This is a genomic window from Streptomyces sp. NPDC051133, assembly GCF_040682635.1.
GTDB lineage: Bacteria > Actinomycetota > Actinomycetes > Streptomycetales > Streptomycetaceae > Streptomyces.
In genome coordinates this window covers 1-13,144 of sequence record NZ_JBFBBK010000069.1, presented here as the reverse complement: position 1 = coordinate 13,144, position 13,144 = coordinate 1, and the positions used below count along the sequence as shown (strand labels likewise).

The window sequence follows — 13,144 nt, the reverse complement described above, 5'->3', positions numbered from 1 at the left end:
ACGGCGCCGAGGAAAGGACGCGTCACCATGCCGAAGACCATCACGGTCCGACCGAGAACGGCGACCGGCCTCGACGGGCCCCTGACGTCGCTGGGCGGGCTGCTGCGCGATTGGCTGCCGAGGCAACGCTGGTTCGCGGGCAAGGACCGGCCCGTCACCGATCTGTCGGTGCTGTCCGTCACCGAGCTGTTCCCGGGCTGCCTGCACCTGCTGGTGCACGCCTCGCACGCGCCGGTGCCCACGCCCGGCGGCACCCCGCTGCCCGGTGACTGCTACCAGCTGGTGCTGGGCCTGCGCGAGCGCCTCGCGCCGCGCCTGGAGCGGGCGTTCATCGGGCGGGCCGTGGAGGGGCCGCTGGCCGGGCTCATGGTCTACGACGCGCTGCACGACCCGCGCTCGGCCCATCTGCTGCTGGAGCGGCTGCGTCGGCCGGGCGCGGCGGGGCCGCTGCGGTTCGAGGCGGACCCGGCCGTCGAGGTGCCCGGGGGGCTGCCGCCGCGGCTGCTGGACGCCGAGCAGTCCAACACCTCGATCGTGTACGGCGACGCGTACATCCTGAAGCTGTTCCGCCGGATCCAGCCGGGGGTCAATCCGGACCTGGAGGTGTCCGCGGCACTGGCCGAGCAGGGGTGCACCCGGGTGCCCGCACCGGTGGCGTGGTTCGGTACGACGGCGCCGCGCCCGGCCACGCTCGGGGTGCTGCAGCCGTTCCTGCCGGACGCGACCGATGGCTGGACGCTGGCGCTGCGGGCGCTCGCGGCCGGCGACGACTTCACCGCCGAGGCCCGTGAGCTGGGCCGGGCCATGGCCGAGGTGCACCTGGCGCTGGCGGAGGCCCTCCCGCCGGCCGGACGGGGCGAACACGGCCGTATCGCGCAGGAGATGTGCGCACGACTGGAGGCCACCGCGCACGCCGTGCCGGGGCTGCGGCCCTACGTGCCGGGGCTCCGGGCGGCGTTCGCGGCGCTCGCCACGTGCGACGCCGGGCCGCCCGCCCAGCGCATCCACGGCGATCTGCACCTCGGGCAGGTGCTGCGGGCCGGCCGTGACTGGTTCGTCATCGACTTCGAGGGCGAGCCGTCCCGGCCGCTCGCCGAGCGGCGGGCCCCGCAGTCCCCGGTGCGGGACGTGGCGGGCATGCTGCGCTCCTTCGACTACGCGGCCCGGCAGCGCCGCCCCTGGCGACCCGAGTGGGCGCGCCGCTGCCGGGAGGCGTTCTGCGCGGGCTACGCGGCCCGCGCGGGCTGGGATCCCCGTAAGAAGCACGCGCTGCTGCGCGCGCACGAGACCGACAGGGCGGTGTACGAGGTGCTGTACGAGGCGAGACACCGGCCGGACTGGCTGCCTGTTCCGATGGCCGCGATCAAGCGGCTCGCCGTGTGGGGAGGCTGACGATGGCACTGCGCGACACCGCGCTTCCGGAGTCCGCGGGTCCCGCGCCGGCCACGGCCGTGCCGCTGGACCCCGCCGACCGCGACCGCCTGCTCGGCGGCGCGCACCATGATCCGCATGCCCTGCTCGGCGCCCACCCGGTGCCGGGCGGCACGCTGTTCCGGGCGCTGCGCCCGAACGCCCGTGCGGTGAGCGTCGTGGTCGAGGGCGTGCGCACACCGCTCCGTTCGGAGGGCGGCGGTCTGTTCGCGGCCGTCCTGCCGTACCCGGAGATCCCGTCGTACACGCTGCTGGTGGGTTACGACGACGCTGAGCAGGAGGTGCACGACCCGTACCGCTTCCTGCCCGCGCTGGGCGAGCTGGACCTGCACCTGATCCGGGAGGGCCGGCACGAGCAGCTGTGGCGGGCGCTCGGGTCCGAGCCGATGACCCACCAGGGCGTGGCCGGCACCCGCTTCACCGTGTGGGCGCCGAACGCCCAAGGGGTGCGGGTGGCCGGGGACTTCACGTACTGGGACGGCACCCAGTACCCGATGCGCTCGCTCGGCGCCTCGGGGGTGTGGGAGCTGTTCCTGCCCGGGATCGGCGAGGGCACCCGGTACAAGTTCGAGATCACCTCCCGGTACGGCCACCGGTTCCTCAAGGCCGACCCGATGGCGCGGCGCACGGAGGTGCCGCCGGACACGGCGTCGGTCGTCACGGCGTCGGGGTACGTGTGGGGTGACGCGCAGTGGATGGCGCACCGCGGTGACACGCCCGTGCACCAGGCGCCGTTCTCCGTGTACGAGGTGCATCTGCCGTCCTGGAAGCCCGGCCTGTCCTACCGTCAGCTGGCCGAGGAACTGCCCGCGTACGTCAAGGAGATGGGCTTCACGCACGTCGAGCTGATGCCGGTCGCCGGGCACCCGTTCAGCGGCTCCTGGGGCTATCAGGTCACCTCCTACTACGCGCCCACGCCCCGGCTCGGCTCGCCGGACGACTTCCGGTACTTCGTGGACGCCTGCCACCGGGCCGGCCTCGGCGTGATCATGGACTGGGTGCCGGCGCACTTCCCCAAGGACGACTGGGCGCTGGCCCGGTTCGACGGGGATCCGCTGTACGAGCCCGGGGACGACCGGCGGGCGGAGCATCCGGACTGGGGGACGTACGAGTTCGACTTCGGGCGGACCGAGGTGCGCAACTTCCTCGTGGCGAACGCCGTGTACTGGTGCGAGGAGTTCCACATCGACGGGCTGCGGGTGGACGCCGTCGCCTCGATGCTCTACCTCGACTACTCGCGGGACTCCGGCCAGTGGGAGCCGAACGTGTTCGGCGGGCGGGAGGACCTGGACGCGGTGGCCTTCCTGCAGGAGATGAACGCCACCGTCTACCGGCGCTGCCCGGGCGTGGTCACCATCGCCGAGGAGTCCACCGCGTGGGACGGGGTGACCCGGCCGACGGACAGCGGCGGGCTCGGCTTCGGGCTGAAGTGGAACATGGGCTGGATGCACGACTCGCTCCAGTACATCCAGAAGGAGCCGGTGCACCGCAAGTACCACCACGACGAGATGACCTTCTCGATGGTGTACGCCTACAGCGAGAACTACGTGCTGCCGATCTCCCACGACGAGGTGGTGCACGGCAAGCAGGCGCTGGTGTCGAAGATGCCGGGCGACTGGTGGCAGCGGCGCGCGAACCACCGCGCCTACCTGGGCTTCATGTGGGCCCACCCGGGCAAGCAGCTCCTCTTCATGGGACAGGAGATCGCCCAGGGCGCCGAGTGGTCCGAGGCGCACGGCCCCGAGTGGTGGCTGCTCGACGACGGCTACGCGTCCGCCGGCGACCACCGCGGTGTGCAGCGTCTGGTGCGGGACCTGAACGTCCTGTACGGGGCGACGCCGGCGCTGTGGCAGCGGGACACCGACCCGGGCGGCTTCCGGTGGCTGCTGTGCGACGCCGCGGACGACAACGTCTTCGCGTTCCTGCGGTTCGCCGCGGACGGGTCACCGCTGCTGGCCGTGTCGAACTTCTCCCCCGTGGTCCGGCACGACTACCGGCTGTGGGTGCCCGACGGCGTGCCGGCCTGGCAGGAGAGGCTCAACACCGACGACGTCCGCTACGGCGGCAGCGGGATCACCGCCGCGGGGCCGGCCAAGCCCGAGGACGGGTTCCTGAGCCTCACCCTGCCGCCGCTGGCCACGCTGTTTTTGACCCCTGAGCACTGAGAGCCGCAGGTGTCGGCGGCCGTCCCGGGGGCAGTCGGGGTCGTACAGACCCACGACTGCCCCCGAGGCACGGACTGAAGAAGGGCGGCCCCCCGTGCGCACCGTAGGAGTGGAGGAGGAACTCCTTCTGGTCGATCCGGCCAGTGGCGACCCGAAGGCGCTGGCCGCGGCCGTGCTCGCCCGTGCCGCCCACGAGGATCCCGGACAGGACGTGTTCGAGAAGGAGCTGTTCGGGCAGATGCTGGAGTTCGCCACGCATCCGCAGTCGGACATGGGGGACCTCGGCGCGGAGATCGTTCGCTGCCGCAAGGAGGCGGCCGGGTACGCAGGGCGGTTCGGCTGCGCGGTCGCCGCGCTCGCCAGCTCCCCGCTGCCCGTCAGCCCCTCGCTGACCGTGAACGACCGGTATCTGTGGCTGGCCGACCGGTACGGGGTCGGCACCCGGGACCAGCTCGTCTGCGGCTGCCATGTGCATGTTTCGGTGGAGTCCGACGAGGAGGGCGTCGCGGTCCTCGACCGGCTCAGGCCGTGGCTGCCCGTGCTGGCCGCGATCAGCGCCAACTCGCCGTTCTGGCAGGGCGGTGACACCGGCTACGCCAGTTATCGCACCCGGGTGTGGGAGCGCTGGCCGTCGGCCGGGCCGACGGAACTGTTCGCGTCTCCCGAGCGGTACCACCGGCGTGTGAAGGACATGGTGGCCACCGGCGTCATCCTCGACGAGGCGATGGTCTACTTCGACGCACGCCTGTCCGCCCACTATCCGACGGTGGAGGTGCGGGTGTCGGACGTGTGCCTGTGCGCGGAGACCGCCGTGCTGATCGCCACGCTGACCCGCGCCCTGGTGGAGACGGCCGCACGCGACTGGCGGGCGGGCCGGCCTCCGCTGGACCACAGCGTGAGCCTGCTCCGGCTGGCCGCCTGGCAGGCCGCGCGCTCCGGTGTGGAGGAGGATCTGCTGGATCCCGTGACGATGGAGCCGAGGGCCGCCCGGGACGTCCTGTGGTCTCTGCTGGAGTACGCCGGGGACGCGCTCACCGACACCGGCGACGCGGCCCAGGCCGAACAGGGCCTGGCCACCCTGCTGAGCCGCGGCAACGGCGCGCGGGAGCAGCGCACGCTGCTGGAGCGCACCGGCAGTCTGCGGGAGGTCGTCACCGAGTGCGTGCACCGCACGCAGGGCTGAGCGACGGCGTCACAGGATCAGGGCCAGGGCGTAGGCCAGGAAGAAGGCCGCGATCAGCACGACGAGGATCAGGATCAGCGTCAGCGGCGCCTTGGCCCACCCTCTGCGCTGGACGTGCGGCTCCCGGGGCCCGGCCTCGGGCAGGCTGCTCTCGGCGGGCGGGGTCTCGCCGGGCGGGACTCCGCCTCCGGGTTCCAGCCCTGTGGTGCGTTCGGGTTCCGGATCGGGGTTCACATGACTCATGTCTGCCGAGTCCCCAGGACACGCCCACATCATCAGCCGATCACGACTTCACCGTAACGGGCACCGAACGCTGCCACCTGGGCTACATTCGAGCACCGCCGACACCGAGCCGGTCGGCGGAGTGACCCTCCGTACACCCCGGGAGCAGCGCATGCGGGACGTCGCCCTCGCTCCAGCCGTCACCCCCTCGCTCACCGGCGGCCTCGCCGACAGCGTCTTCGACACGGCGGACCTGAGCCCCACCCTGCCCCTTCTCGCACGCCGCGCCGACCCCGCCGCCGGCCGGTGGGAGGAGGTGACGGCGGTCGAGGTGCGGGACGAGGTGGTCGACCTGGCCAAGGGGCTGGTCGCCGCCGGGATCTCGCCCGGCCACCGGGTGGCCCTGATGGCCCGCACCCGCTACGAGTGGACGGTGCTCGCCCACGCGCTGTGGGCCGTGGGCGCCGAGGTCGTCCCCATCCACCCGGCCGCCGCGCGCGACCAGGTCGAGTGGATCCTGCGGGACGCCGGCTGCGTGGCCGTCGTCGTCGAGGACGAGCAGGGCGCCATGACCGTCGGCACGGTGTGCGCCGGGCTGCCGCGGCTGCGCCACGTCTGGCAGCTGGACGCGGACGCGCTGCCCGAACTCGCGGCCCGGGGCGCGGACGTGCCGTACACCACCGTGGAGTCGCTGCGCCGGATCGTGCTGCCGGACGCCACGGCGGCCGTCGTCTACACCTCCGGGACCTCCGGCCGCCCGCAGGGCTGCGCCCTGAGCCACCGGGGCCTGGCCTACCCCTGCGACACCCTGCTCGCGGGCTGGGCGCACACGGCGGCTCCCCCGGGCGAACGCCCGTCCGTGCTGGCCTGTCTGCCGTTCTCCCACGTCTACGGCATGATGATCATGCTCACGTGTGTACGCGGCGGGGTCCTGATGGGGCACGAGCCGGAGCTGACCGAGGCGGCGCTGGCGTCGGCGCTGAGCACGTTCCGCCCGACGTATCTGTACGGCGTTCCCTCGGTGTTCGAGAAGCTCTACAAGAAGTTCCTGCGCACCGCGGACCAGGCGGGCCGCGGGGCCCTGTTCGAGCGGGCCGCGCAGACGGCGCGGGACTTCGCCGGGGCCGAGGAGCGCCGGCGGCTGGGCACCGGGCCGGGACCCGGGCTGGAGCTCAGGCTGCAGCACGCTCTGTACGAGCGGACGGTGTACCGCAGGCTGCGGGCGGCGCTCGGCGGCCGGGTGCTGCGCGGCACGTCCGGCGGTTCGTCGCTCAGCCGTGAACTGAGCCTGTTCTACGAGGGCATCGGGCTGTACATCCACGACGGGTACGGCCTCACCGAGACCTCCGGCGGGATCACCATGCAGCCGCTCGGCCGGGAGAAGTCCGGGACCGTGGGCCGGCCGCTGCCGGGCACCGAGGTGCTGGTGGCCGACGACGGGGAGATCCTGGTGCGCGGGCCGTCGGTGTTCCAGGGCTATGTCGGCGACGAGCTAGCGACCCGGGCCGCGCTGCGCGGCGGCTGGCTGGCCACCGGGGACATCGGGCGGCTGGACTCCGAGGGCTATCTCACGATCACCGGGCGGAAGAAGGACATCATCGTCACCAGCGGCGGCAAGAGCGTCGCCCCGGCGCCGCTGGAGCAGCGGCTGCGGCTGCACCCGCTGGTCCACCAGGCGGTCGTCATCGGTGACGACCGGCCGTGTGTCGGCGCGCTGATCACGCTGGACCCGGAGTTCCTGGCGCACTGGCGGGCCGGCCTCACGCTGCAGGGCGACACCTCCGGCCGGGAGACGCGCGAGGAGTACGCCCTGCGGGAGGAGATCGCGCGGGCCGTGGCCTCCGCCAACAGCGCCGTGTCCCGCGCGGAGTCGATCAGGGTCTACCGTGTCCTCCAGGATTCCTTCGCACCGCACAACGGACTGCTCACGCCGTCGATGAAGCTGCGCCGGGACGCGATCGTGCGGCACTACGCCGGGGAGATCGACGCCATGTATCTGGCGCGTTCCCGGGCGGGGCGCGGTCCGCAGGAGCCTGCCGACTGGGACGATCCGGACGACGTCTTCCGCTGAGGAGGTGTACCCGCACCGAGCGCCGGGCAGGGGCGGACGGATAGCCTGCCCGGCTGTGGGAACCCGCAGCGCAGGGAGAGACCGGCGACTATGACCGTTCCGCCGGCAGGAGCCGCACAGGGCGCCTGGCCGGCCGGAACCGGGGAAGCGAGATGGCGACGGAGCCGCGTTGGGACGACACACCGCCCGCGGAGGACAGGAACGAGCGGACGTTCTCCTTCCCGGGTGAGCTGCGCAACGTCACGGAGGCGCGGCTCGCCGCGGAGGACTTCCTCTGTGACCTCGCCCGGGACGCGCCGCCGGGTGCGCACGAGTACTGGGACGACATCCTGCTGGTGGTGACGGAGCTGGCCGCCAACGTGATCCAGTACGCGCCCGGGCCGTTCGCGCTGCGGATGCGCCGCACCTTCGACGGGGTGCACGTGACGATGCGGGACACGAACACGGTCACACCGGAGCCCCGCCCCTTCCATCCGCGCACGGGCGGTGGCGGCATCGGCTGGCACCTGGTGCACACGCTGTGCACCCAGGTCAGCGTGGTGGTCCACGACGAGGGCAAGGACATCCACGTCTTCCTGCCCTGGTGACGGCGCGCCGGGAGGCCGGCCGGCGGCGACCGGAGCGCGTGTGCGACGTGTATCCGTGCGACAACCGGTTACTCCCTTCCAGCCGGGGCATGCTGGTGCTCACGCGTTCGTCTGCCTGCCGCGCCCAGCTGGCGGGACGGCCAGGGGCACGGTGGGATCGACGTTGGTGCACAGCGATCCAGGGCATGCGAACGGCGTCGAGTCGGACCGCCTGGAGCCGCAGAGAGGGATGGACACCGTGACACGACCCAGGATCCTGGTGGTTGGCGCAGGCTTCGCCGGAGTCGAGTGCGTCCGCCGCCTGGAGCGCAAACTCGCCCCCGACGAGGCCGACGTCACCCTGGTGACGCCGTTCTCCTACCAGCTCTACCTGCCACTGCTGCCTCAGGTCGCCTCCGGCGTGCTCACGCCGCAGTCGATCGCCCTGTCCCTGCGCCGCAGCAGGAAGTACCGCACCCGGATCATCCCGGGCGGCGCGATCGGGGTGGACCTGAAGGCCAAGGTGTGCGTCGTCCGCACCATCACCGACAAGATCGTCAACGAACCGTACGACTACATCGTGCTGGCACCGGGCAGTGTGACCCGCACCTTCGACATCCCGGGGCTCACCGAGCACGCCTTCGGGATGAAGACCCTGGCCGAGGCCGCCTACATCCGCGACCACGTCATCGCGCAGCTCGACCTGGCCGACGCCAGCGACGACCCGGCCGAGCGGGCCGCACGGCTGCAGTTCGTGGTGGTCGGCGGCGGGTACGCCGGCACCGAGACCGCCGCCTGCCTGCAACGGCTCACGCACGCCGCCGTCCAGCGCTATCCGCGGCTGGACCCGGGCCTGATCAAGTGGCACCTGATCGACATCGCGCCCAAACTCATGCCGGAGCTGGGCGAGAAGCTCGGGCGCAGTGCGCAGGAGATCCTGAAGCGGCGCGGGGTCGATGTCTCGCTCGGGGTGTCGATCGACAAGGCCGGTGCGGAGGAGGTCACCTTCACCGACGGACGGGTGGTGCCGACGCACACCCTGATCTGGACGGCCGGTGTGGTCGCCAGCCCGCTGATGGCCACGCTCGGCGCGGAGACCGTACGGGGCCGGCTGGCCGTCACCGCCGAGATGTGTCTGCCGGGCCACGACGGGGTGTTCTCGCTCGGCGACTCGGCCGCCGTGCCGGATCTGGCCAAGGGCGACGGCGCGGTCTGCCCGCCCACCGCCCAGCACGCCATGCGCCAGGGCAGGCACGTCGCCGAGAACGTCATCGCGACCCTGCGGGGCCAGGCCATGCAGCCGTACGTGCACAAGGACCTCGGGCTCGTCGTCGACCTCGGCGGCAAGGACGCGGTGTCCAAGCCGCTCGGCATCGAGCTGCGCGGGCTGGCGGCCCAGGCGGTGGCCCGCGGCTACCACTGGTCGGCGTTGCGCACCAACGTGGCCAAGGCGCGGGTGATGACCAACTGGCTGCTGAACGCGGCGGCGGGCGACGATTTCGTCCGCACCGGCTTCCAGGCCCGCAAGCCGGCCCGGCTGAAGGACTTCGAGTACACCGACTCGTACCTGACGCCGGAACAGGTCCGGTCCTGCGTGGAGGGCAAGGCGATCGAGAGTCCCTGATCCGATCCGGAGCACCGAGGACCGCCGATCGTCCCCCAGCGGGCCGGCGGTCCTCCCCTGTGTTCGGCGTGCGGGCGAGTCCGGGCCGGCGTGCGATGCTGGGTCGTAGATCGATTTCCGGCACGGGAGAGAGCACGGCGGCGTGAGGACAGCGGGACGGTCGGGACGGGTACGGATGTGGGACCGGCTCGCGGCGTCCGATCCCGGGCTGCTCCGGCTCACGGCGGGACTGCGCACGGTCACCGCCATCGCCCTCACCCTCGCCGTCCTCGCCGTCCTGCGGGTGCCGGTGCCCCAGCTGGTCGCGGGCGCCATGGCGGCGATGGTGGCCACCTTCGCCGTGCGGGAGAAGCAGCGCTCGCCCCAGGCCGTCACGCTGGCCCTCGGTCTGCCCGTGGCGCTGGCCTCACTGTCGCTGGGCGCGCTGCTCAACCAACGGGTCGTCGCCGGGGACCTGTTCTTCGTCGTCCTCATCTCCTGCGCGGTCTACGGCCGCCGGTTCGGGGACCGCGGTACGGCGCTGGGGCTGATCGGGTTCCAGATCTACTTCCTCTCGCTGTTCGTGCACGCGACGAGCGCCACGCTGCCCGCGCTGTACGGCGTCCTGTGCGTGGCGTTCGTGTGCAGCGCCGCCGCCCGGTTCGTGCTGCTGCCACAGACCCCGGCGGGCACGCTGGACCGGCTGCGGCGGGCCTTCCGCGCCCGGCTCGGGCAGCTGATCGCCAGCCAGGCCGAACTGCTGGACGCCGGGCCGGGCGACGTGGAGAAGGTCCTCGAGGAGCTGCGCACCGGTACCGCGCGGCTGCACGAGACGGCGCTGATGATCCAGGGCCGGCTGGAGGACGGCACCTCCGACGAGGCGGTGGCCCGGCTGCTGCAGCGCCGGACCGCGGACGCCGAGATCACCGCGGAACGGCTGGGGCTGCTGCTGCTCACCGCGCGCAGCGCCCAGCGGACCGACACCCTCACCCTGCACCTGCCCGGCGCTCCGCTGCCCCTGGGGGGTGAGCTGCCGGTGCGGGACGACGCGACGGCCGCGCTGCGCCGGGACCTGCGGGCGCTGCGGATGCTGGCGCTGCGGCCGTCATGCGAGGCGTCGGGGACCGCGCTCGCCCAGGTCCGCAACCGGCTGCTCGGCTACCGCGACGAGGAGAACCTGCCCGAGGCGTCCCCGGCCGTGCAGGACGTCTTCCGTGGCCTCGGCGAGGCCGCCCGGGCCGCGCTGGGGCTGCGGCTCGCGCTCGACGGGCCGCAGGACGAGTCCGCGGACAGCCCGGCGACCACCCGCTCGCGCGAGGAGCTGGACGCGGAGGACGCCGCGATCGAGGCCGGTGAGGAGAGCGAACCGGAGCAGCCGGAGCCGACCGGCCTGCGGCGGCCCACCACCCGGGCCGCCGTCCAGGTGGCCGTCGGCTCCTCGCTGGCCATCGCCGGCGGCGAGCTGCTGTCCAGCCAGCGCTGGTACTGGGCGGTGCTGACCTGCTGGATCGTGTTCCTCAACACCGCTTCCACCGGCGAGATCCTGGTGAAGGGCTACCGGCGGCTGCTGGGCACGGTGCTCGGTGTCGTGGCCGGTATCGGACTCGCCGGGCTGGTCGGGCACCACACGTGGACGGCGTTCGGCCTGGTGCTCGTGTTCATCTTCGCGATGTTCTACACCGCGCCCCTGTCGTACACGCTGATGTCGTTCTTCGTCACGGCGATGCTGGGGCTGCTGTACACGCTGCTGAACACCTACAGCATGGCGGTGCTGGTGCTGCGGGTGGAGGAGACGGCGCTCGGCGCGGCCTGCGGGGTGATCGCGGCGGCGGTGGTGCTGCCGGTCCACACCGACCGCCGTACCAACGACCTGCTGGTCGCGACGCTCGGCCGGCTCGCGGACGTCACCCGGGGCGCCGTCGACCAGTTGAGCGGTGGCGCGGGCGCCGATCTGATGGAGCGGGCGCGCGATCTGGACCAGGCGCTGGCCGATCTGCGCGGGGCGACCCAGCCGCTGACCCATCCGATCACCCCGCTGCGCTCGCGGCGCGACACCGCACGGTACGTGGTGGCGCTGCTGGAGACGTGCGCGTACCACGCGCGGTCCCTCGCGGCCACGGCCGAGCTGCTGCCGACGCATCCGTCGATCGCGGCGGACCCGCGGCTGCGCGGCGTCTGCGGGCGGATCGTGCACAACATCGAGGCGATCGCCGCGCACGTCGCCGACCCGCGGTCCGAGGCGGAGATCGAGTCCGGCCCCAGCATCGCGTCGATGCTGGAGCCGGGCACCCTGCGCACACCGCGCTACGGCCGGGTCACCGACCGGGTGCTGCGGCATCTGCAGCGCCTGGACGAGGCGGTCTCCGGCCTGGCCCGGCCGCTGGGCCTGGCCGGCGGTCCGGCGCAGCCGACACGGTGACGCCGTGGCGCCCGCCGGGTCAGGCCCGGCCGTCGCCGGTGGGGCGGCGGCCCATGACCTCCTCGCGGACGCGGGCGCAGCTGCGGCTGATCAGCCGGGAGACGTGCATCTGGGAGATGCCGAGCTGGTCGGCGATGCGGCTCTGCGTCATGTCCTCGAAGAAGCGCATGTAGAGGATGGCCCGCTCCCGCTCGGGCAGCCGGCGCAGCCCCTCCTTGGCGGCCTCGCGGTCCACCACGACGTCGTAGGAGGCGTCGGCCGCGCCGAGCGTGTCGGCGAGGCTGTAGCCGTCGTCGCCGCTGGACAGTTCGGCGTCCAGGGACAGGGTGCTGAAGCTCTCCAGCGCCTCCATGCCCGCGGCGACGTCCTCCTCCGAGAGGCCGGTGTGCGCGGCGACGGCGGCGACGGTGGGTTCGGGGCTGCCGGGGTGCTGGGTGAGTTCCCGGCGGGCCACCCGCACCCGGTTGCGCAGTTCCTGCACCCGGCGGGGCACCCTCAGGGCCCACATCCGGTCGCGGAAGTGCCGCTTGACCTCACCGGTGATGGTGGGCACGGCATAGCTCTCGAAGGCCCCGCGGGACGGGTCGAACCGGTCGATGGCCTTCACCAGCCCGAGCGCCGCCACCTGGCGCAGATCCTCGACGGACTCGCCGCGGTCGCGGAAGCGGCCGGCGATCCGGTGGGCCATCGGCAGCCAGGCGGTGACGAGTTCGTCCCGTACGGCGTCCCGCTCGGGGCCGTCGTCGAGTTCCGCCAGCCGGGCGAACAGCTCCGCGGTCTCGGGCGCGTCGTCGTGGGTCCGCCGGGCGGGTCCGCCCGAGGCGGGGGCCTGCGTGCCGGGACGGCTTGTCGACATGTCGGTCAGCATGCGGAATCGCTCCTGAACGTGGTTTCAGGGCATGGCCGGGAACTCGGGTCCCGGCCTCGGCCCGAACGGTGGTGTCAGGGTTCGCCGCGGGTCAGCCACCCGGCCCGCCAGAGGGGGCCCAGGCAGCCGGGGTGTCCCCGCTGGGCGCGCGCCTCCGGTCCGAAGCACGAGATTCCGTCTGCCCCTCGACCCGGTGGGCAAACGCCGGACCGGCGGAACTTCCGCACCGGTTTCAGTGCAGCGGCACGACGGCCGTGATGCGCTTGCCGCCGCGGGGCAGTTCCGCCACGCTGACGTCCCGCGCCAGCCGGCACACGATGGGCCAGCCACGTCCGCCGGGCGTGAACCGGCCGCGTTCGTCCACGGGCGGGGTCGCCACGGGGACCTCGTCGCTGCGGTCGCTCACCGAGACCCGTACGCCGCCGGCTTCGACGTCGACGTCGAAGCCGGTGATGCCGCCGCCGTGTAGGATCGCATTGGTGGTGAGTTCGGAGGTGACGAGGAGGACGTCCTCCATGGCCTCGGGATTGCAAGCCAGGGCGCGGGCCCGGCATCCCTCGTTCACCGCGTGCCGCACGGTTCTGCGGGCGTCGGCCGGCCGGCCCGGCAGCCGGCG

Annotated in this window: 10 protein-coding genes; 7 read left to right on the top strand and 3 right to left on the bottom strand. The window is 73.0% G+C overall.

Going from position 1 to position 13,144, the window contains the following annotated elements; genetic code table 11:
• Nucleotides 1–27 precede the first annotated feature (27 nt).
• The 3 genes from AB0N17_RS40525 to AB0N17_RS40515 all read left to right on the top strand — a co-directional run bounded on the left by AB0N17_RS40525 (nt 28) and on the right by AB0N17_RS40515 (nt 4,779).
• A complete protein-coding gene (locus tag AB0N17_RS40525; RefSeq protein WP_366016687.1) occupies nt 28–1,392 on the top strand; it encodes a maltokinase in 1,365 nt (454 codons plus the stop codon).
• 2 nt (nt 1,393–1,394) lie between these two features.
• Nucleotides 1,395–3,596 (top strand): 1,4-alpha-glucan branching enzyme, encoded by a 2,202-nt coding sequence (gene glgB, locus AB0N17_RS40520; protein ID WP_366016686.1) that lies wholly within the window; start codon nt 1,395–1,397, stop codon nt 3,594–3,596.
• A gap of 94 nt (nt 3,597–3,690) precedes the next feature.
• Nucleotides 3,691–4,779: a glutamate--cysteine ligase gene (locus tag AB0N17_RS40515; protein ID WP_366016685.1), complete on the top strand. Its 1,089-nt coding sequence runs from the start codon at nt 3,691–3,693 to the stop codon at nt 4,777–4,779.
• Nucleotides 4,780–4,788: 9 nt separating this feature from the next.
• Here AB0N17_RS40515 and AB0N17_RS40510 read toward each other — a convergent pair whose 3' ends face one another.
• Nucleotides 4,789–5,022, bottom strand: coding sequence for a DUF6480 family protein (locus tag AB0N17_RS40510; RefSeq protein ID WP_366016684.1), 234 nt, complete (start codon nt 5,020–5,022; stop codon nt 4,789–4,791).
• A 151-nt stretch (nt 5,023–5,173) separates the two neighbouring features.
• On the opposite strand from AB0N17_RS40510, the gene AB0N17_RS40505 reads away from it, so the two are divergent.
• The 4 genes from AB0N17_RS40505 (at nt 5,174) to AB0N17_RS40490 (ending at nt 11,660) form a co-directional block, all read left to right on the top strand.
• Nucleotides 5,174–7,072: an AMP-dependent synthetase/ligase gene (locus tag AB0N17_RS40505; protein WP_366016683.1), complete on the top strand. Its 1,899-nt coding sequence runs from the start codon at nt 5,174–5,176 to the stop codon at nt 7,070–7,072.
• 152 nt (nt 7,073–7,224) lie between these two features.
• Entirely contained in the window at nt 7,225–7,659 is a 435-nt protein-coding gene (locus AB0N17_RS40500) for an ATP-binding protein (RefSeq protein ID WP_366016682.1), read from the top strand.
• 229 nt (nt 7,660–7,888) lie between these two features.
• The gene (locus AB0N17_RS40495; RefSeq protein WP_366016681.1) at nt 7,889–9,262 is read left to right on the top strand and encodes an NAD(P)/FAD-dependent oxidoreductase; all 1,374 of its coding nucleotides are present in this window, start codon (nt 7,889–7,891) and stop codon (nt 9,260–9,262) included.
• A 175-nt stretch (nt 9,263–9,437) separates the two neighbouring features.
• Entirely contained in the window at nt 9,438–11,660 is a 2,223-nt protein-coding gene (locus AB0N17_RS40490; protein ID WP_366016712.1) for an FUSC family protein, read from the top strand.
• A gap of 19 nt (nt 11,661–11,679) precedes the next feature.
• On the opposite strand, the gene AB0N17_RS40485 is transcribed toward AB0N17_RS40490, so the two are convergent.
• Both AB0N17_RS40485 and AB0N17_RS40480 read right to left on the bottom strand, forming a co-directional pair.
• Nucleotides 11,680–12,528: a SigB/SigF/SigG family RNA polymerase sigma factor gene (locus tag AB0N17_RS40485; RefSeq protein ID WP_366016680.1), complete on the bottom strand. Its 849-nt coding sequence runs from the start codon at nt 12,526–12,528 to the stop codon at nt 11,680–11,682.
• Between the two features lie 232 nt (nt 12,529–12,760).
• Complete coding sequence (locus tag AB0N17_RS40480; protein ID WP_366016711.1) at nt 12,761–13,138, bottom strand: ATP-binding protein; 378 nt, start codon at nt 13,136–13,138, stop codon at nt 12,761–12,763.
• Nucleotides 13,139–13,144: the final 6 nt, after the last annotated feature.

Bases quoted from the DNA above. Each gene is read 5' to 3' on its own strand.
- AB0N17_RS40485 (WP_366016680.1), bottom strand. From the start codon at position 12,528: ATGCTGACCGACATGTCGACAAGCCGTCCCGGCACGCAGGCCCCCGCC.
- AB0N17_RS40510 (WP_366016684.1), bottom strand. From the start codon at position 5,022: ATGAGTCATGTGAACCCCGATCCGGAACCCGAACGCACCACAGGGCTG.
- AB0N17_RS40500 (WP_366016682.1), top strand. From the start codon at position 7,225: ATGGCGACGGAGCCGCGTTGGGACGACACACCGCCCGCGGAGGACAGG.
- AB0N17_RS40495 (WP_366016681.1), top strand. From the start codon at position 7,889: ATGGACACCGTGACACGACCCAGGATCCTGGTGGTTGGCGCAGGCTTC.
- AB0N17_RS40525 (WP_366016687.1), top strand. From the start codon at position 28: ATGCCGAAGACCATCACGGTCCGACCGAGAACGGCGACCGGCCTCGAC.
- glgB (WP_366016686.1), top strand. From the start codon at position 1,395: ATGGCACTGCGCGACACCGCGCTTCCGGAGTCCGCGGGTCCCGCGCCG.
- AB0N17_RS40505 (WP_366016683.1), top strand. From the start codon at position 5,174: ATGCGGGACGTCGCCCTCGCTCCAGCCGTCACCCCCTCGCTCACCGGC.
- AB0N17_RS40490 (WP_366016712.1), top strand. From the start codon at position 9,438: ATGTGGGACCGGCTCGCGGCGTCCGATCCCGGGCTGCTCCGGCTCACG.